20 protein-coding genes, 1 pseudogene and 1 riboswitch are annotated in these 18,729 nt (G+C 74.7%); of the genes and pseudogenes, 13 read left to right on the plus strand and 8 right to left on the minus strand.

The window, feature by feature from the left end; all coding sequences use genetic code 11:
* Positions 1–1,369, minus strand: a 1,369-nt coding sequence (locus CUD01_RS14835) for a pectate lyase-like domain-containing protein (RefSeq protein WP_218023865.1), incomplete at its 3' end; no start/stop codon positions are given.
* A 126-nt stretch (positions 1,370–1,495) separates the two neighbouring features.
* Between CUD01_RS14835 and CUD01_RS14840 the strand changes: the two genes are divergently transcribed.
* The 7 genes from CUD01_RS14840 to CUD01_RS14870 all read left to right on the plus strand — a co-directional run bounded on the left by CUD01_RS14840 (position 1,496) and on the right by CUD01_RS14870 (position 8,113).
* A complete protein-coding gene (locus CUD01_RS14840; RefSeq protein ID WP_141322231.1) occupies positions 1,496–2,803 on the plus strand; it encodes a magnesium transporter MgtE N-terminal domain-containing protein in 1,308 nt (435 codons plus the stop codon).
* Entirely contained in the window at positions 2,796–3,356 is a 561-nt protein-coding gene (locus CUD01_RS14845) for a DUF1003 domain-containing protein (RefSeq protein ID WP_094180615.1), read from the plus strand. Before CUD01_RS14840 ends, CUD01_RS14845 begins: the two co-directional genes overlap by 8 nt.
* 1 nt (position 3,357) lies before the next feature.
* Entirely contained in the window at positions 3,358–4,533 is a 1,176-nt protein-coding gene (locus CUD01_RS14850; RefSeq protein WP_141322233.1) for an Mrp/NBP35 family ATP-binding protein, read from the plus strand.
* A gap of 55 nt (positions 4,534–4,588) precedes the next feature.
* Complete coding sequence (locus CUD01_RS14855; RefSeq protein ID WP_174773904.1) at positions 4,589–5,434, plus strand: DeoR/GlpR family DNA-binding transcription regulator; 846 nt, start codon at positions 4,589–4,591, stop codon at positions 5,432–5,434.
* Complete coding sequence (gene galT / locus CUD01_RS14860) at positions 5,431–6,648, plus strand: galactose-1-phosphate uridylyltransferase (protein WP_166771955.1); 1,218 nt, start codon at positions 5,431–5,433, stop codon at positions 6,646–6,648. The genes CUD01_RS14855 and galT overlap by 4 nt, the downstream gene beginning before the upstream one ends.
* Positions 6,645–7,817, plus strand: coding sequence for a galactokinase (galK, locus tag CUD01_RS14865; RefSeq protein ID WP_141322236.1), 1,173 nt, complete (start codon positions 6,645–6,647; stop codon positions 7,815–7,817). The genes galT and galK overlap by 4 nt, the downstream gene beginning before the upstream one ends.
* An 86-nt stretch (positions 7,818–7,903) precedes the next feature.
* Entirely contained in the window at positions 7,904–8,113 is a 210-nt protein-coding gene (locus CUD01_RS14870; protein WP_174773905.1) for a hypothetical protein, read from the plus strand.
* A gap of 5 nt (positions 8,114–8,118) precedes the next feature.
* On the opposite strand, the gene CUD01_RS14875 is transcribed toward CUD01_RS14870, so the two are convergent.
* Positions 8,119–8,931 (minus strand): exodeoxyribonuclease III, encoded by an 813-nt coding sequence (locus CUD01_RS14875; protein ID WP_094180619.1) that lies wholly within the window; start codon positions 8,929–8,931, stop codon positions 8,119–8,121.
* Between the two features lie 185 nt (positions 8,932–9,116).
* Here CUD01_RS14875 and CUD01_RS14880 point away from each other — a divergent pair, with 185 nt between their 5' ends.
* Complete coding sequence (locus tag CUD01_RS14880; RefSeq protein WP_141322239.1) at positions 9,117–9,872, plus strand: D-Ala-D-Ala carboxypeptidase family metallohydrolase; 756 nt, start codon at positions 9,117–9,119, stop codon at positions 9,870–9,872.
* A gap of 20 nt (positions 9,873–9,892) precedes the next feature.
* Here the strand turns inward: CUD01_RS14880 and CUD01_RS14885 are convergent, their stop codons facing one another.
* The 4 genes and pseudogenes from CUD01_RS14885 to CUD01_RS14900 form a co-directional block, all read right to left on the minus strand.
* The gene (locus CUD01_RS14885; RefSeq protein WP_141322241.1) at positions 9,893–10,267 is read right to left on the minus strand and encodes a hypothetical protein; all 375 of its coding nucleotides are present in this window, start codon (positions 10,265–10,267) and stop codon (positions 9,893–9,895) included.
* Positions 10,268–10,415: 148 nt separating this feature from the next.
* Positions 10,416–11,297: a bifunctional methylenetetrahydrofolate dehydrogenase/methenyltetrahydrofolate cyclohydrolase gene (locus tag CUD01_RS14890; protein WP_141322243.1), complete on the minus strand. Its 882-nt coding sequence runs from the start codon at positions 11,295–11,297 to the stop codon at positions 10,416–10,418.
* 2 nt (positions 11,298–11,299) lie between these two features.
* Entirely contained in the window at positions 11,300–12,583 is a 1,284-nt protein-coding gene (glyA, locus tag CUD01_RS14895) for a serine hydroxymethyltransferase (RefSeq protein ID WP_141322245.1), read from the minus strand.
* 72 nt (positions 12,584–12,655) lie between these two features.
* Positions 12,656–12,745, minus strand: a riboswitch (ZMP/ZTP riboswitch).
* Between the two features lie 103 nt (positions 12,746–12,848).
* Positions 12,849–13,349, minus strand: a pseudogene (locus CUD01_RS14900) (MarR family winged helix-turn-helix transcriptional regulator); the annotation flags it as partial.
* A gap of 39 nt (positions 13,350–13,388) precedes the next feature.
* Between CUD01_RS14900 and CUD01_RS14905 the strand changes: the two are divergent.
* The 5 genes from CUD01_RS14905 (at position 13,389) to CUD01_RS14925 (ending at position 16,517) form a co-directional block, all read left to right on the plus strand.
* A complete protein-coding gene (locus tag CUD01_RS14905; RefSeq protein ID WP_174773907.1) occupies positions 13,389–14,363 on the plus strand; it encodes a DMT family transporter in 975 nt (324 codons plus the stop codon).
* A gap of 34 nt (positions 14,364–14,397) precedes the next feature.
* Positions 14,398–14,913, plus strand: a complete 516-nt coding sequence (locus CUD01_RS14910) for an AAA family ATPase (RefSeq protein ID WP_141322249.1) — start codon at positions 14,398–14,400, stop codon at positions 14,911–14,913.
* Between the two features lie 227 nt (positions 14,914–15,140).
* The gene (locus CUD01_RS14915) at positions 15,141–15,485 is read left to right on the plus strand and encodes an ArsR/SmtB family transcription factor (RefSeq protein WP_371860802.1); all 345 of its coding nucleotides are present in this window, start codon (positions 15,141–15,143) and stop codon (positions 15,483–15,485) included.
* Positions 15,482–15,955 (plus strand): SRPBCC family protein, encoded by a 474-nt coding sequence (locus tag CUD01_RS14920; RefSeq protein ID WP_141322253.1) that lies wholly within the window; start codon positions 15,482–15,484, stop codon positions 15,953–15,955. Before CUD01_RS14915 ends, CUD01_RS14920 begins: the two co-directional genes overlap by 4 nt.
* A 76-nt stretch (positions 15,956–16,031) precedes the next feature.
* On the plus strand, positions 16,032–16,517 hold the full coding sequence (locus tag CUD01_RS14925) for a VOC family protein (RefSeq protein ID WP_141322254.1): 486 nt from the start codon (positions 16,032–16,034) through the stop codon (positions 16,515–16,517).
* Between the two features lie 7 nt (positions 16,518–16,524).
* Here CUD01_RS14925 and CUD01_RS14930 read toward each other — a convergent pair whose 3' ends face one another.
* Together CUD01_RS14930 and CUD01_RS14935 are read right to left on the minus strand one after the other, a co-directional pair.
* The gene (locus tag CUD01_RS14930; protein WP_141322256.1) at positions 16,525–17,976 is read right to left on the minus strand and encodes a hypothetical protein; all 1,452 of its coding nucleotides are present in this window, start codon (positions 17,974–17,976) and stop codon (positions 16,525–16,527) included.
* A 48-nt stretch (positions 17,977–18,024) separates the two neighbouring features.
* The coding region (locus tag CUD01_RS14935) for an aminoglycoside 3'-phosphotransferase (RefSeq protein WP_141322258.1) at positions 18,025–18,729 on the minus strand (705 nt) is incomplete at its 5' end.

The following is an 18,729-nucleotide window of genomic DNA, read 5'->3' on the forward strand; positions in this document are numbered from 1 at the left end:
GGTGCGGCCCGCCGACGCGGAAGTACACGTCGGACAGGGTGATCGGGTCGCGCCGGCTCGCGGCGGCGGCGCGCGGGCCGTGGTGCGTGCCGGCGACCCGCAGCAGGGCGGGCGACCTCGTCGGACCGGCGTCGACGGTCAGGCCCGCGACGACCACGCCCGGCACGTCGGCGACCACCAGCGGGACGGCGCCGCGCACCGAGGTGAGCGTCGCGTGCCCGAGGCCGAGCACGACCGTGCCGGGGCGTCGCACGGTGATCGTGCGCGCGACGTCGTAGAGCCCGGGGGTGAGCAGCAGGTGCTTGCCGCGCGCGAGCTCGCGGTCGAGACGGGCGGCGTCGTCGCCGGGACGGGCGACGTAGAAGTCGCGCAGCGGGACCGACCGGCCGGGTGTCGTCCCGTCGGCCCAGGTGACGCCGCGGCTGCCGCGCGCCACCGACGGCACGCGGACCTGCCACGCGCCGCGCGCGTCGACGTACAGGTAGGGCTTCTCGCGGCTCACCGGCGTGGTGTCGAGGGTCGTGTACGGCGGGTCGGGGAACGTCGCGTCGTCGGGTGCGCCCTCGACGCCCGCGAAGACCTGGTTCCACACCGCGTTGGACCACGAGCGCACCTCGCTGTCGCGTGTGAGCCACTGCTGCTGGGAGCCGTTGACGACGTCGCCGAACCGCGAGTCGGCGATGAACCCGCCGCTCGCGTACTGGGGACCGGCGGTGCAGTAGTCCATGAGCGAGAACGCGGGGTCGCCGGGGTCGGCGCGCACGTCCAGGCGGCGCACGGACACGGCCTGCGACACGGCCCAGAAGTTCGCCGTCGAGCGGCAGCCGTCCTGGCCGGTGACGTCGATGTCGAGCGTGAGGTTGGACAGCGTGCGCCAGAAGTTCACGAGCGCGAGGCAGTTCGGGTTCGCGGGGTCGTCGGACAGGCAGCGGTTGTACGTCTCGATCGTGCCGTGCACGACGACGTCCCCCGGCGACGCCCCGAGGCCCGCGACCTCGGTGTAGTAGCCGACGCGGACGTGCAGCGGCTGCTCGGCGGTCCCGTACTCGCCGGGCAGGAGCAGCAGGCTGGCGCGGCCCGTGCCCATCTCGGCGTCGACCTGGCGGGCGTGGACCTCGTCGAACGCGGCCTGGACCTGGGCGACCGGCATGCTCGGGTCGAGCACGACGACGTTCGCGCCGAGGTCGGGACGCGTGGGGTCGGGACGCGTGGGACCGGGTGGGCCGGGACGGGCGCCCGCGGCGGCGGGCGCCGCGACGAGCGCGGCGGCGGGGGCCGCGACGAGCGCGGCGACGACGAGGCTGACACCCGCGGCGAGCGCCGCGCGTCGGCGGACGCGTCCTGCTGGTGCGGTGGCGTGGTGGTGCACGGTGATCCTCTCCGTTGAGCTCGACCGGACACACCGGAGCAAACCACACCTGCTGACCGATCGGTAAGTGATGTGGTGAAACGTGTCCACGACCCCGCCCGGTGCCCCGGCGTCTAGGCTGACCGCGTGAGCAGCGTGGGCACCCGGGTCTTCGTCGCGCGCCTGGCCGGTACCACGGTCTTCGACCCCCTCGGTGACCAGGTCGGGCGCGTGCGCGACGTCGTCGTGCTCGTGCGCCCCAAGGGCGCACCGCGCGCGGTCGGGCTCGTCGTCGAGGTCCCCGGCAAGCGCCGCGTGTTCCTGCCCCTGACGCGCGTCACCGCGATGGACCCGGGCCAGGTCATCTCGACCGGCCTGGTGAACATGCGGCGCTTCGAGCAGCGCGCGTTCGAGACCCTCGTCGTGAGCGAGCTGCTCGACCGCACGGTCGACCTGGCGGACGGCAGCGGGTCGGCGACGATCGAGGACGTCGCGATCGAGCTGCAGCGCAACAACGACTGGGTGGTCACCAAGCTCTTCGTGCGGCGGGTCGTCCCCGGCCACCGCGGCCTGCTGCGCCGCCGCGGCGAGACGCAGCTCGTCTCGATGGGCGAGGTCACCGGCCTCGCCCGCGCCGCCGGCCAGCAGGGCGCCGAGCTGCTGCTCGCGCAGTACGAGGACCTCAAGCCCGCGGACCTGGCGGACGTGCTGCACGACCTGGGCACCACGCGCCGGCTCGAGGTCGCCTCGGCCCTCGACAACGACCGTCTCGCGGACGTGCTCGAGGAGCTGCCCGAGGACGACCAGGTCGCGATCCTCCAGGGCCTGGAGCTGGGCCGCGCCGCCGACGTCCTCGAGGCCATGGAGCCCGACGACGCGGCGGACCTGCTGGGCGAGCTGCCCGACGAGCAGGCGGCCGAGCTCCTCGAGCTCATGGAGCCCGAGGAGGCCCGAGACGTCCGGCGCCTGCTCGCGTACGAGGACAACACCGCGGGTGGCCTCATGACCACCGAGCCGGTGATCCTGGGCCCCGAGACCCCGATCGCCGCGGCGCTCGCGCACGTGCGCCGCCAGGACCTGACGCCCGCGCTCGCGTCGATGGTGTTCGTCGCGCGCCCGCCGCTCGAGACGCCCACCGGGCGCTACATCGGCGTCGTGCACCTGCAGCGCATGCTCCGCGAACCCCCGCACGAGGCGATCGGGTCGATCGTCGACACCGACATCGAGCCAGTCGAGGCCGGCAAGCCGCTCATCGCCGTGACCCGCCAGCTCGCGACGTACAACCTGCTCGCGCTCCCGGTGGTCGACGCCGACAAGCGCCTGCTCGGCGCGGTGTCGGTCGACGACGTGCTCGACCACCTGCTGCCCGAGGACTGGCGCGAGCAGGACGACGAGGAGCACGCCCTGCGCACCACCCCCGCCCGCCCGGCCCGACCGGTGGTCGGTCGTGGCTGAGCGCCTCGACCAGCCGCGCGAGTCGCGGCGACGCCTGTCGCTGCCGCGCCCGAACGCGGACCAGGACGCCGCCGGGCGCGCGTCGGAGAGCATCGCGCGGTTCCTCGGCACGCCGTCGTTCATCTTCTGGCTGACGATCTTCTGCGCCGCGTGGCTCACCTGGAACGCCGACTGGGGCCCGGACCGCCCGCGGTTCGACAGCTCCGCGAACGGCTTCACCGTCCTGACGCTCATGCTGTCGCTCCAGGCGTCCTACGCCGCACCGCTCATCCTGCTCGCGCAGAACCGGCAGACGGACCGCGACCGCGTGCAGGCCGAGCAGGACCGGCAGCGCGCCGAACGCAACCTCGCGGACACCGAGTTCCTCGCGCGCGAGGTCGCCGCGCTGCGCATCGCGCTGGGTGACGTCGCGACGCGCGACTTCGTGCGCTCCGAGCTGCGCAACCTCCTCGAGGAGCTCCTGGCCCAGCCGGAGGAGGACGACGCCGAGGACGCCGAGCCGGGCGGGGCCCGGGCCGGACGGCCCGGACGGGGCGCGCCGCGGCCGACCTAGCATGGTCGCCGTGCCCCCGACTCCCGCCACCGACGCCGCGCTCCTCGACGCCGTGCGCTCCGCGCTCGCCACGGTCCAGGACCCCGAGATCCGCCGCCCGATCACCGAGCTCGGCATGGTCCGCTCGGTCGACCTCGGCGCACCCACCGCGACGGGCGGCGCGCGCGTCGTCGTCGGCATCGACCTGACGACGCCCGGCTGTCCGCTCAAGGAGACCCTGACGCGGGACGTCTCCGCCGCGGTCGCACGGGTCGACGGGGTCGACGAGGTGGCCGTCGAGCTGGGCGTCATGACCGCCGAGCAGCGCGCGGACCTGCGTCGCCTGCTGCGCGGCACGGACGCGGAGCCGACGATCCCGTTCGCGCAGGCCACGTCGCTCACGAAGGTGTTCGCGATCGCGTCCGGCAAGGGCGGCGTGGGCAAGTCGTCCGTGACGGCGAACCTCGCGGTCGCGATGGCGGCGGACGGCCTGCGGGTCGGCGTGGTCGACGCCGACATCTACGGCTTCTCGATCCCGCGCATGCTGGGCGTGGACCGGCCGCCGACGAAGGTCGATGACATGCTCCTGCCGCCGGTGGCGCACGACGTCAAGGTCGTCTCGATCGGGATGTTCGTGCCGCCGGGCCAGCCCGTGGTGTGGCGCGGGCCGATGCTGCACCGTGCGCTGCAGCAGTTCCTCGCGGACGTGTTCTGGGGCGACCTGGACGTGCTGCTGCTGGACCTCCCGCCGGGGACGGGTGACATCGCGATCTCGGTCGCCCAGCTGCTGCCGGGCTCGCAGATCGTCGTCGTGACGACGCCGCAGGCGGCGGCCGCGGAGGTCGCCGAGCGCGCGGGTTCGGTCGCGGTGCAGACCCGCCAGCAGGTCGTGGGCGTGGTGGAGAACATGTCCTGGCTCGAGCAGCCGGACGGCTCGCGGCTCGAGCTGTTCGGCTCGGGCGGCGGCGAGCACGTCGCGGCGCGCCTCACGCAGCTCACGGGCGCCGCCGTGCCCGTGCTGGGTCAGGTGCCGATCGACGTGACGCTGCGCGAGGGCGGTGACGTGGGCGAGCCGGTGGTGCTGAGCCACCCGGACTCGCCCGCGGCGGTCGCGCTGCGGCAGGTCGCCCGCACGCTGGGCACCCGCCAGCGCGGGCTCGCGGGGCGCTCGCTCGGCCTCTCCCCCGCGGGACGCTGACGGACCCACCCATCCGGGTGTTTGTTTCTGTTGGGTCATGTGCGACGATGTTCGAGTGCTGGCGACCCAACGACAAGAGCTGATCCTCGCGACCGTGCGCGCGCACGGTGCCGCCCGCGTGTCCGATCTCGTGGACGACCTCGGCGTCTCGGACATGACGATCCGGCGGGACATCGCCGAGCTCGCACGCGCCGGCCTCGTGCGCCGCGTGCACGGCGGGGCCGTGGCGCCGGAGGGCACGCGGGCATCCGACGAGCCCGGCTTCGAGGTCAAGGTCGAGCACGCCGGCCCGCAGAAGACCGCGATCGCGCGCGCCGCGCACGCGGACCTCGAGCCCGGCCAGACCGTCGCGCTGTCCGCCGGCTCGACCACCTACCGGCTCGCCGAGCTCGTCGCGCAGGACGCCGCGCTGCGCCCGTTCACGGTCGTCACCAACGGCCTGCGCATCGCCGACGTCCTGCACCGGGCCGTCGCACCGGGTGACCTCGAGGTCGTCCTCACGGGGGGCGTGCGCACCCCGTCCGACGCGCTCGTCGGACGCGTCGCCGACGCCTCGCTCGCGCTCCTGCGCGTCGACCGCGCGTTTCTCGGGGTGCACGGGCTCGACGAGTCCGGCCTCACCACGCCGAACCTCGCCGAGGCCGCGACCGACCGCGCGCTCATGGGCTGCGCGGCCGCGACCACCGTGCTGGCGGACCACACGAAGTGGGGCACGGTCGGTCTCGCGAAGATCGCCGACCTCGAGGAGGTCGACCTCGTCGTGATGGACGACGAGGCCCCCGCCGCGGCCCGCCGCCTGCTCACCGACCGCCTGCAGACGGTCGTCGTCGGCGACGATCCCGCTGCACCCCCCGCGGGCGCCCCCGGCACCCTTCCTCCGCACGTGGGAGACGACGCATGACCACCCGGACGAGCACGACCACGGCCGATCCAGCAGGCACCCCCACCGCGAGCGCCGGCGTGCGCGTCACGAGCACCACGCTCGCCGACGGCCGCGAGCTGCTCTACTTCGACGACTCCGAGCCCTACGTCTCGGGCGCGGCGACACGCCGGCTGGACGACCCGCGCCCGCTGCCGGACCGGTTCGCGCCCGACGCGGACGGCGTCGTGCCCACCGGCCCCGAGCTGAGGCGCGACCCGCTCACGGGCGAGTGGGTCGCGATCGCGGCGCACCGCATGAACCGCACGTTCCTGCCGCCCGCGGACGCGAACCCGCTCGCACCCGCCCGGCCCGGCGCCACGTACCAGGACGGCGAGATCCCCGCGGAGGACTACGACGTCGTCGTGTTCGAGAACCGCTTCCCGTCGCTGCTGCGCGTGCCCGGCGTGCTCGACGAGGTGACGCTGCGCGACGACGAGCCGCTGTGGCAGACGCGCCCCGCGGTGGGCCGCTGCGAGGTCGTGTGCTTCTCGGCGGACCCGACCGCGTCGCTGCGGACCGTCGGCCCGCGCCGGATGCGCACGGTCATCGAGGCGTGGGCGCACCGCACCGCGGCGCTCAACGCGACCGAGGGCGTCGAGCAGGTCTTCGCGTTCGAGAACCGCGGCAAGGAGATCGGCGTCACGCTGCACCATCCGCACGGGCAGATCTACGCGCTGCCCTACCTCGCGCCCCGCACCGCGACCATGCTCGCGGCCGCGAGCGAGCACCGCGCGCGCACCGGCCGCCTGCTGGGCCGCGACGTGCTGGACGCGGAGCTGCGGCACGCCACGCGCGTCGTCCTCGAGTCCGAGCACTGGGTCGCGTACGTGCCGTTCGCGGCGCGCTGGCCCGTCGAGGTGCACCTGGTCCCCCGCCGGGACGTCCCCGACCTGCCGGCGCTCGACGACGCCGAGCGCGCCGACCTGGCGACCACCTACCTCGAGCTGCTGCGGCGCCTCGACCTGTTCTTCGTCGACGACGACACCGCGGTCCCGCTGCCGTACATCTCGGGCTGGCACCAGGCGCCCGCGCGGCAGGGACGCGACGACTGGCGCCTGTCGCTGCAGGTGTTCTCGGTGCTGCGCGCGCCCGGCAAGCTCAAGTACCTCGCGGGCGTCGAGTCCGGCGTCGCGGCCTGGGTCAGCGACACGACGCCCGAGCGCATCGCGGCGCGGCTGCAGGAGCTCGCATGACCACGTGGGTGCCCGCGTGGGACGCGGGGACGGGCGAGGAGCGCGCCCGTGCGCTGTTCGACACCGCGTTCGGTGTCGCGCCTGACGGCGTGTGGTCGGCACCCGGACGCGTCAACCTCATCGGCGAGCACACCGACTACAACGGCGGCCTGTGCCTGCCGGTCGCGCTCGCGCACCGCACGTTCGCGGCCGTGCGCCGCCGCGGCGACGGCACGGCGCGCACGGCCTCCGCGTGGGACGCGAGCGTGGTGACCGCGCTCGAGCTCGCGTCGGTCGCCCCCGGTGCCGTCGCCGGCTGGACCGCGTACGTCGCGGGCGTCGCGTGGGCGCTGCGCGAGCGCGGGCTGCCGGTGGCGGGCTTCGACGTCGCGATCGACTCGTGCGTGCCCGTCGGCTCCGGGCTCTCGTCCTCTGCCGCGCTGTCCTGCTCCGTCGCGCTCGCGCTCGACGCGGTGAACGCGCTCGCGCAGGACCGTGCCGCGCTCGCCGCGGACTGCGTACGCGCCGAGAACGAGATCGCCGGTGCACCCACGGGCGGCATGGACCAGGCCGCGGCGCTGCGTGCCGAGCCGGGCCACGCGCTGCTGCTCGACTGCCGCGACCAGTCGGTCCGGCACGTGCCGTTCGACCCGGCCGCCGAGGGCCTCGCCCTCCTCGTGATCGACACGCGCGCCGAGCACGCGCTCGTCGACGGGCAGTACGCGGCGCGTCGGGCGACGTGCGACGAGGCCGCGCGGCTGCTCGGCGTGGCCACGCTGCGCGAGCTCACCGACGCCCCGGGGGATGCCGAGCACGCGATCGTGGCGCTCGACGACGGGACGCCCGACGGCGAGCTCCGTGCGCGCCGGGTACGGCACGTGCTGACCGAGATCGCGCGCGTCCGCGAGTTCGTCGCCCTCCTCGACGCGGGCCGTCTGCGTGACACCGGTCCCCTCCTCGACGCGTCGCACGCCTCGCTGCGCGACGACTACGAGGTGTCGTGCCGCGAGCTCGACGTCGCGGTGGAAGCCGCCCGGGCCGCGGGCGCGCTCGGTGCACGCATGACGGGCGGCGGGTTCGGCGGCTCCGCCATCGCGCTGGTCGAGGCGGACGCGCTGGTCACCGTCGCGGACGCGGTCGCCGCGGCGTTCGCGCGCGAGGGCCTGCGAGCCCCGGCCTTCGTCGCCTGAGCCCTTCCCCTGCTCGTCGGACATCCACGGATGCTCGCCGCCGCCGAAGAGCTCACCCCGCGATCCTCGCCGAACGCCCGACGAGCATGAACGCGTCCGTGCGGTTCCTCGTGTGGGGCTCGATGCCGCTCGGCAGCCTCCTCGGCGGGTGGCTCGGTCACACGACGAGCGTCCTGACGACGCTGTGGGTCGCCGCCGGCATCGGCCTCGTCGCGACGCTGCCCGTCGTCGTCTCCTCGCTGCTGCGCTCCCGCGACCTGCCGCCGGCGCCCGTGCACGGCACGCCGCCCGGCTGACCCGCCTACAGGTCGTACTCGACGACGAGCGGCGCGTGGTCGGAGAACCGCGCGTCGTACGTCGCGGCACGGTCGACCGTCGCGGCGACCGCGCGGTCCGCGAGCGCGGGCGTCGCGAGCTGGTAGTCGATCCGCCAGCCCGCGTCGTTGTCGAACGCCTTGCCGCGCCACGACCACCACGTGAACGGCCCCGGGCCCTCGCCGCCGAGCTCGCGGCCCAGGTCACGCCAGCCCAGGCCGTCGAGCCAGCGGTCCAGGTAGGCACGCTCCTGCGGCAGGAACCCGGCCGACTTGAGGTTGCCCTTCCAGTTCTTGATGTCGGCCTCGCGGTGCGCGATGTTCACGTCCCCCGCCACCACCACCATCCGGCCCGCCTGCGCGAGCTCCGCGAGGCGCGCGGTCACCACCTCGAGGAACGCGTACTTCTCGTCCATCGACGGTGTGCCGAGCGTGCCGGAGTGGATGTATGCCGAGACGACCGTGAGCGTGCGCGGCCCCTGCCCGTCGTGCGCGTCGACCTCGAGGTCGGCCTCGACCCACCGACCGCAGTCCCCGGGGACACCGGTGCCGAGCCCGACGCGCACCGCCGTCATCGGCAGGCGCGTCGCGATCGCGACGCCCGAGCGCCCCTTCGTCACCGACGCCTCGTGCGCGAGGTGCCACTCGCCGGGCGACAGGTGGTCGGCGAGGATCTCGTCGGTGGCGCGCACCTCCTGCAGCAGCAGCACGTCCGGCTTGCGCGTGTCGAGCCACTCGCCCATCCCGCGGCGGAACGCCGCCCGGATGCCGTTGACGTTGACGGTCGCGATCGTGAGCACAGCAGTCCTTCCTCGGCGCGCGGGCCTCCCGCGGTCGTCCGGGACGATCCTGCCTCACCCGGCGGGACGACCTCGTCGGCGTATCAGGACGGACCCCGCACGGCACCTTGTCCCACGTACGCTGCCGCGAGCCCCGACCCGCGACGCCCCACGACTGGTCCCGCGCCCAGCGGTCAGGAGGCGACATGGTCACGATGAACGGGTGGTCCGACGCCCGCGAGTCGAGCGTCACGCGCATCGTCGTCGGCGACGACGCGAACGGCGCCACCGTGCGCGACGGCGACGTCGCCCGCGCGTTCGTCTGGCTGCTGGAGCAGCTGCACGAGCGGGTCGAGAAGGTCGCCGTGGTCAACGGCTGGCGCTCGAGGGCGTTCAACACGCAGGTGGGCGGCGCCGCGGGCTCCAACCACATCTCCGGGACCGCCGTGGACGTCAACGGGGCGAGGCACCCGTTCGAGCTCCACCAGCCGCGGGGCACCCCGTACGTGTCCGGCTTCTCGGCCGCGCAGGAGCGCGCGGTGCGGGACGTCCTGCGCGACGCCGGCGGGCTGTTCGTCTGGGGGCTGGACTTCCCCCGCGGGCGGCGCGACGCGATGCACTTCGAGCTCGCCAGGGGCACCACCCTGGCGGACGTCCGCGCGTTCGTCGGACGCGTCACCGAACAGAAGTCGGGCCCGGTCCCCGAGGAGGACGACATGCCGACCGTCGACGAGATCGCCCGTGCGGTCTGGGGGTACAAGAACAGGGAGCTCGAGCGCGTCGACACCTACGCGCTGCTGCGCCGCACCAACGCGAACGCGCAGGCCGCGGCCAAGGGCGTCGTCGACGTCAAGCTGCTGGCCGAGGCGATCGCGCGCGCCCTGCCCGCCGGGGCGATGACGAAGGCGCAGGTCAACCGCGTCGCGCGGGTGGCCGCCAAGGACGTCCTGCGACAGGCGTGAGCGAGCCGGTGACCGGGTCGTCAGTCGTCGCGCCCCGCCTCGTCCGCGAGCCGGTTCTTCCAGCGCTCCTCGACGTCGCGTGCGGCCTCGGCGTACGAGCGCTCCGCCCGCTCCTGGTCACGCTCGACCTGGGCCGCGGCCTCCTGCGCGGCGAGCGCCGCGATGTCGACGTTCGTCGCGAGCTGCCAGACGCCCGCGAGCGTGACCACCAGCCCGATCAGCGCCGCGACGATGCCGAGCACGACGAGCGCGCTCGTCCCGTCGGTGTCGACGTACCCGCGGGACGCCTGCGCGATCTGTGACAGCCAGCCCCACACGCTCGCCAGGGCACCGAGGACGAGCGTCGCCACGCCCCACACGAGGACCTTCGCCGAGGGTCCGAAACTGCGCGCCATCGCACGTCCCTTCGTCGCGCCCACGGACGCGGGCGGCCTGGTCGCAGCGTAGGGCCAGGCGGCCGGGCGCGTGGGCGTTCCGCAGTGCTCGTCGCCCGGACGTGCGAGAGCCCCGACCGGCGACCGGTCGGGGCTCTCGCACGCGTCGTCAGCCGGCGAGCCGCTCGGCGGTCTCGACGACGTTGCTCAGCAGCATCGCCCGCGTCATGGGGCCGACCCCGCCCGGGTTCGGCGAGACCCAGGCGGCGATCTCCTTGACGCCCGGGTGGACGTCCCCCACGACCCGCGACCTGCCCGTCTCCGGGTCGGTCGCCCGCGAGACGCCCACGTCGACCACGACCGCACCGGGCTTGACGATGTCCGGCGTGATGATCCCGGGCACGCCCGCGGCCGCGACGACCACGTCGGCGTTGCGCGTGTGCTCCGCGAGGTCGTCGGTGCCGGTGTGGGTCAGCGTGACGGTCGCGTTGACGGCCCGGCGCGTCAGGAGCAGACCGATCGACCGGCCGACGGTGACACCGCGTCCGACGACGACGACGTCCCCCCCGTGCAGCGAGATCCCGTGCCGCTCGACCAGCTCGACGATGCCGCGCGGCGTGCACGGCAGCGGGCTCGTGATCGGCTCGTTGACCCGCAGGACCAGGCGACCGAGGTTCGTCGGGTGCAGGCCGTCGGCGTCCTTCTCCGGGTCGACGAGCTCGAGCACGCGGTGCGTGTCGATGCCCTTCGGCAGCGGCAGCTGGACGATGAAGCCGGTGCACGCCGGGTTCTCGTTGAGCCGGCGCACCGCCGCCTCGATGTCCTCCTGCGTCGCGTCGCCCGGCAGCTCCTCCTGGATGGAGGCGATGCCGACCTCGGCGCAGTCCCGGTGCTTGCCCGCGACGTACCACCGGCTGCCCGGGTCGTCGCCGACGAGCAGCGTGCCGAGGCCGGGGGTCACGCCACGCGCGGCGAGCGCCGCGACGCGCTGCGCGAGCTCCGCCTTGATGGCCGCCGCGGTGGCGGTCCCGTCGAGGATCTGGGCCGTCATGCTCAGTACTGCTTGAGCGTCGGGTACAGCGGGAACTCGGCGGTGAGCTTGGCGACGCGCGCCTGCAGCGCCGCCAGGTCCGCCTGCTCGCCGCCGACCAGCGCGGTCGCGATGATGTCCGCGACCTCGGTGAACTCGACGTCGCCGAAGCCGCGCGTCGCGAGCGCGGGCGTGCCGATGCGCAGGCCCGAGGTGACCATCGGCGGGCGCGGGTCGTTCGGGACGGCGTTGCGGTTCACCGTGATGCCGGCCTCGTGCAGGAGGTCCTCCGCCTGCTTGCCGTCGATCGCCGCGTCGCGCAGGTCGACGAGCACGAGGTGCACGTCGGTGCCGCCCGAGCGGACGGTGATGCCGGCGGCCGCGACGTCGGCCTGCGTGAGCCGCTCGGCGATGATCGCGGCGCCGCGGACCGTGCGCTCCTGGCGGTCACGGAACTCGGGCGAGCCGGCGACCTTGAACGCCACGGCCTTGGCCGCGATGACGTGCATGAGCGGACCGCCCTGCTGGCCCGGGAACACCGCGGAGTTGATCTTCTTCGCGAGGTCCGGGTCGTTGGTCAGGATGAAGCCCGAACGGGGGCCGCCGATCGTCTTGTGCACGGTCGAGGACACGACGTGCGCGTGCGGCACCGGGGAGGGGTGCACGCCCGCCGCGACGAGGCCCGCGAAGTGCGCCATGTCGACCCACAGGTACGCGCCGACCTCGTCGGCGATCGCGCGGAACGCCGCGAAGTCGAGCTGGCGCGGATACGCGGACCAGCCGGCGATGATGACCTTCGGCTTGTGCTCGACCGCGAGGCGGCGGACCTCGTCCATGTCGACCAGCGAGGTCTGCTCGTCGACGCCGTACGCGACCACGTCGTACAGCCGGCCCGAGAAGTTGATCTTCATGCCGTGCGTGAGGTGGCCGCCCTGGTCGAGGGCGAGGCCGAGGATCGTGTCGCCGGGGCGGGCGATCGCGTGCAGCACGGCGGCGTTCGCGGTCGCGCCCGAGTGCGGCTGGACGTTCGCGAACTGCGCGCCGAAGAGCGCCTTCGCGCGCTCGATCGCGATGTTCTCGGCGATGTCGACCTGCTCGCAGCCGCCGTAGTAGCGGCGGCCCGGGTAGCCCTCGGCGTACTTGTTCGTCAGCACGGAGCCCTGCGCCTGCAGGACGGCGAGCGGGACGAAGTTCTCGCTCGCGATCATCTCGAGCGTGCCCTGCTGGCGCGCGAGCTCACCGTCGAGGACGGCGGCGATCTCGGGGTCGAGGTCGGCGATGTTCTGGTCGAGCACGTTGTCGCTCATGCGGCTGCTCCTGTCGCAGTCAGGTGCGGGCGCGCTCGGCGCCACGCACACGGACGGTCCGGTGATGAGGCGACCGAGGGCCCAGGCGTCCGACCCCGTGGTCCAGCTGCTGCGTCGCTCCCCGGTGGTGACCCACCCGTTGCGCCAGTCACGACGCGCCCAGGGTACCAACCCCGGCGCGCCCGCCCACCGCCTTTCCCACGCGCTGCACGCGCTGCACGCGTTCGTCGGTCCCTGCTGCGACGCGCGGTCTGGGGGTGGGCGGGGGTTCCAGGTGGGTGAGCCAGGTGCGCAGGATGCGGGCCAGCGTGGCGGCGTCGCGGGGGTCGAGGGCCGCGAGCAGGCGGTGCTCGTTCGCCATGTGGTCGGTGAACGCGGCGTCGATCAGCTCGCGGCCGGCGGGGGTGAGCGCGACGAGGCGGGCACGCGCGTCGTCGTCGGACACGCGACGCGAGACGAGCCCGTCGCGCTCGAGCCGGTCGATGCGCTTGGTCATGCCGCCGGAGGTGACGAGGGTGCTGGCGGCCAGGTCGCCCGCGGTCCGCTCGAACGGCTCGCCCGCGCGGCGGAGCGTCGCGAGCACGTCGAAGTCACCTTCCGAGAGCCCGTGCTGCCGGTACACGGCGACGAGCTCGTCGGTCAGGTGCCCGGCGACGCGGTGCAGGCGACCGATGACGCCCTGCGGCGACGGGTCCAGGTCGGGGCGCTCGCGCCGCCAGGCGGCCTGGATCAGGTCGAGCCGGTCGGGTGGAGGTGTGGTGGACACCGCACCACACTATCTTCCGGGCAAGATATATTGTCTTCCATGGAAGGCAATCTGCGGCTCATGGCGCTCACCGCCTACGCGCCGCTCACCTGGGGCGCGAGCTACTACGTCACCCGGCACCTGCTGCCCGCGGACTCGCCGCTGTGGGGCTCCGCGCTGCGCGCGCTGCCCGCCGGCCTCGTGCTCCTGCTCGTCGCACGCCGCCTGCCCCGCGGTGCGTGGTGGTGGCGCTCGCTCGTGCTCGGGACCCTCACCATGGGCGCGTTCTTCGTCCTCGTGTACGTCGCCGCCCAGCTGCTCCCGACGAGCGTCGCGGCGACCGTCATGGCGACCTCGCCCCTGGTGATGATGCTGGTGGCGTGGGCCCTGGTCGCGCAGCGGCCGGCCCTGCCGGCGGTCGCGGGGGGCGTGCTGGGGCTCGTCGGGGTGGGTGCCATGGTGCTCACGGGCGGCACGTCGCTCGACGCGCGCGGGCTGGTCGCGTCGGTGTCCGCGATGCTCATGTCGAGCGTCGGGTTCGTGCTCGCGCAGCGGTGGCGCGACGACGACGTGGACGTGGTCTCGTCGACCGCGTGGCAGCTCGTCGCCGGCGGGTCCACGCTGCTGGTGGCCGCGATCGTCGTCGAGGGCGCTCCCCCGCACCTCGACGCACCCGCGTGGGCCGGGCTGGCGTTCCTCTCGGTCGCGGCGACCGCGCTCGCCTACCTCGCGTGGTTCGCGGGCCTGCGTCGCCTCCCGGCGGGCACCGTGGGCCTCGTCGGCCTGCTCAACCCGGTGGCCGGCCTGGCGCTGGGCCTGTTCGTCGCGCACGAGCGGCTCGCCCTCCAGCAGGCCGCCGGCGCGCTCGTCGTGCTCGCGGGCGTCGCCCTGGGCCACCCGTCCCTCTCCCGCCGCACCCGCAGCCGGAGCACCCCGGCAGCACCCGCCGACGTGCCTGTCGACGCGCGCGTCGAGCCGCGCACCGGGTCGGGGGATCCCCGCCGACCCGTCACGACCGGCGCCGGAGTCTCGTGACCTGGGCACCACCCGACCACTAGCGTCGGTCGCCATGATCCTGTGGCTCAACGGAGCGTTCGGCGTGGGCAAGACGACCTGCGCGACGCAGCTCGCCGCGCGGCGGCCGCACACCCGGACGCACGACCCCGAGGCGCTCGGCTGGTGGCTGAGCCGCACCGTGGGCCGCGTCACCGGCGTGAGCGACTACCAGGACCTGAGCGCGTGGCGCCGCGGGACCGTGCGGGCGACGTCCCGACGAGCCGACGGCACGGAACTCGTCGTCGTCCCGATGTCGCTGCTCGACGCGGCGCACGCCGACGAGGTGCTCGGCGGCCTGGCAGCGCGCGGGCACGAGGTCCGGCACGTCACGCTGCACGCGTCGCCTGACGAGCTGCTCCGCCGCATCGACGCCGACACCGCCGACCCCGGCGCACGCGCATGGCGGCGTTCCCAGGTCGCGCGGTACTCGGCCGTGGCGGATCGCCTCGCCGCACGCGGCCCGGTCGTCGCGACCGACGCCCTCACCCCCGACGAGGTGGTACGGGCCGTCCAGGCCCACCTGCCCTGACGGTCGTGAGTGGCCCGGGAGGTCGGGACTCGCTCGGAAGGTCGTGAGTCGCTCGGTGAGTCGCGCGGAGGACTGCGCGACTCACCGAGGATCGGACGACTCACCGAGGAACGGACGACATCCCTCAAGGCCTTGCGGTCCGGGCGGGGCGGGCGTAGCGTCGTATTCAACACTCAGGTTGAATACGAGAGACGGCCGGCACATCCCGGCCTGGAGGACATCCTGTGGTGGAGGACGACGAGCGGCTCGACCGGGCCTTCCTGGCCCTGGCCGACCCCGTGCGCCGCCAGATCGTCGCGCGGCTGTCGCGCGGCCCCGCCACCGTCAACGAGCTCGCCGAGCCGCACGCCATCTCGCTGCAGGCGGTCTCCAAGCACATCCACGTGCTCGAGCAGGCCGGACTCGTCACCCGCACGCGCGACGCCCAGCGCCGGCCCGTGCACCTGGCCCCCGAGGCGCTCGAGCGTCTCACCGCGTGGATCGACCGGTACCGGCTGGTCCACGAGCGCAGGTTCCGGTCCCTCGACGCGCTGCTCGCGCAGGACCCCGCCCAGCAGGAGGATCCGCCATGACCCACCCCGTGCACGTCGACGCACCCGCCGGCGTCCCCTTCATCGACGTCACGCGTGAGCTCGACGCCCCCGTGTCCCGCGTGTTCGCCGCCCACGCCGACCCCGCCCTCGTCGCGCGGTGGATGGGCCCGGACGGGCTCGCCACCGAGGTCACCGAGTGGGACTTCGTCTCCGGCGGGCGGTGGGCGTTCCAGCAGTCCGGCCCCGGCGGCGAGACCTACCGGTTCCGCGGCACGTTCCACACCGTGCGGACCGACGAGCTCGCCATCCAGACGTTCGAGTTCCTCGGGTTCCCCGATGTCGTGTCGGTCGAGACGCTGCGCTTCGTCGACCTGGGCGACGGCCGCACGCGGCTCGAGGTCCACTCCGTCTACCCGAGCCTCCAGGCGCGCGACGGCATGGTCGCCAGCGGCATGGAGCGCGGTCTCACCGAGGGTTACGCGCGCCTCGACGCCATCGTCGCGGCCTGACCGGCCGCCAGCACCCACCCGACCGCACCCACCCGCCAGCGCGCACACACGCACGCACCATGAACGGAGCACGGCCATGGGCATCGTCCACCCGCACCTCTGGTACTCCGACAACGCGCTCGAGGCCGCCGAGTTCTACGTCTCGGTGTTCCCGAACTCCCGCATCCTCGACGTCGTGCACGCGCCCGCGGACATGCCCGGCGTCACCAAGGGCGCGCCGTTCGTCGTCACGTTCGAGCTCGACGGCCAGCGGGTCGACGCGATCTCGGCCGGGCCGTCGTTGCAGCTCGACGCCGCGTTCTCGTTCGTCGTCGACTGCGCCGACCAGGCCGAGATCGACCACTACTGGGACGCGCTGCTCGCGGGCGGAGGGCAGGAGGTCGCGTGCGGCTGGCTCACCGACCGGTTCGGCCTGTCCTGGCAGGTGGTGCCCACGCGCCTCATGGAGCTCACGCTGTCCCCCGACGCCGACCCCGAGGGCGCCGCCCGCACCACGCAGGTGATGCTCACGCAGAAGAAGCTCGACATCGCCGCGCTCGAGGCGGCCTACCGCGGCGAGTGACGCCGGTTCACAGGTAGAGGCCGGTGGCCACCGGCTCGACGACGTCGTCCTGGCGCGGCACCCCGCGCAGGAGCAGCGCGGACCGCCCCGAAGCGGTCCACGTCGCGAGCCACCGGGCCCCGGAGAGCTCGCACAGCAACACCGTGCCTGGCCGGTCGAGCCCCGCGTCCGGGTACCCGGCGGGGCGCAGGTGCCCCTCGGCGTACGCGGCGGCGGCGACACCGACGAGCGACTGGGTGGACCAGCAGCGGCACGTCGCGAGCACGCGACGCGTCACGGCGAGGTCGACCTCGAGGCCCGCGAGGAGCCCGCGTCGGTCACGCGCGCGGTGCACTGCCTCCCCGCCGAGGGCGCCCGCGGCGAGCCCTCCGAGGACACCGGTCGTCCACACGACGACCGCGAGGGCTGTCGAGGCGCCCGTCTCGGTGCTCAGCGGCACCGCACCCGCCACACCCGCCGCGAGCCCGGTCCCGACCGCCGCACCGAGCACCGCGCCGAGCACGTCCAGCGGGCGCAGCGTGGACGTCCGCGGACGACCGCGCGCGACGTCGTAGGACTGCGCGCGGATGCCGAACCACAGCCGCTCGTCCTCGAACGACCACGACGGGATCCGCCGCCAGGCCCGCTGCAGCATCCCGCCCAGGTACCAGCCCGCGACCAGCCCGAGGACCCCGAAGGCGAGCATGGGGAGCGCGACGAGCCACGGGGCGAGCGACGCCCACCGGTTGCGCCGGGGCCGCAGCCGCCGCACGACCTCCTCGAGCGGAGCGCCCGGCGGGCACACCTGGCGCACGGCGCACGCGAGCAGCGTGGCACCGGCCGGGTCACCCGAGTCCTGCAGCACGGTCGCGGCGTGCTCGAGAGCGGCCGGGTCACGCCACGGCGACGGCGAGCCGCCGCGCAGGAGGAGCGCGGCCGCGTACACCTCGTCGGCGGCGCGGTCCGCGTCCGTCCGGTCCCGGCGCGCGACCATGCCCGCCGCGGCGCGGCCCAGCACCAGAGGGGTGTCCGTGCCCTGGTCCGCGAGTGCGCACCACGCGTCGGTCGCCAGGTCCGCCCGGCCGGAGTACTCGGCGGCGAGCGCCAGCAGGTACAGGTGGGCCGCACGGGTCGTCCCCGGGACCTGCCCCGCACGCACCAGCAGGGGCAGCGCGCGTCGGTCGCCGAGCGTCGCCTGCGCGACGAGCGCGGTGACGTCGTCGGGCTCGCGCGGCACCGCGAGCTCGGTCTCGTCGACGCGACGCCCGAGCAGCTCGAGGGCCCGCACCGGCTCCCCGCGGAGCACGGCGGTGCGAGCGCGCCAGGACGTGACGGGCTGCGCCGTGCCGCCCGACGCGTCGACGAGCAGGTCGCACAGGACGAGCTCGTCGTGCGCGTCCGCCGCGACGGCCCACGACAGCAGCAGCTCGCGCCGGTCGTCCTCGGCGAGACGCGGCGGCGCGGCGAGGTCCTCGGTCACGCCGCTTCATCGGCACGGGCCCGTCACCGGATGAGCCCCCGCCGTCGCCTACCAGGCCGAGACGCGCGGGCTGCCCCACAGTGCGCGGTAGTACGCGGTGCGCTCGGGGTCGGGCGCGACGCCGTACGCGTCGAGCAGCGCGTCCTCGTAGCCCGGGCCGTAGTTCCACACGGTGCTCCAGGTCGCGATCGCCAGGTCCGCCCAACGGTCGGCCACCCCGAGCCGGCCGAGGTCGACGTGCGCGAGCCACGCGCCGTCGTCGGACAGCAGTGTGTTGGGCACGCACGCGTCGCCGTGGCACACCACGAGCCGGTCGACCGGGGGCGCCTCGGCGAGCGCGGCGGCACGGTCCCGGTCGTCGAGCCGGCCGAGCCGGTCCTCGACCGACCACGAGAACGGGCAGCCGACGACCGGCAGCGCGTCGTGCAGCGCGCGCAGGCCCGCCCCGACGGCCCGCACCGCGTCGAGCGGTCGCGCCAGCCACAGCGGGTCCACCGCGCTGCGGCCCAGCACCGCGCGCGTCACGAGCCACGCGCCCTCGTCGTCGGCGCCCTGCGTGACGACCTCGGGGACACGGCTGAACCGTCCCGCCCACACCAACCGTTCGGCCTCGGCCGCGAGGTCGAGCGGAGTGCCCGCGGGCGCCCACTTCACGTAGACGCCGTGCACCGGCGCGTGGAAGGTCGTCCCGCCGTCCAGGTTCCGCCACACCGCGTGCACCGGCGGGTCCGCGACGAACGGCGCGTCGCCGAC

Source organism: Cellulomonas uda, assembly GCF_006538705.1.
GTDB lineage: Bacteria > Actinomycetota > Actinomycetes > Actinomycetales > Cellulomonadaceae > Cellulomonas > Cellulomonas uda.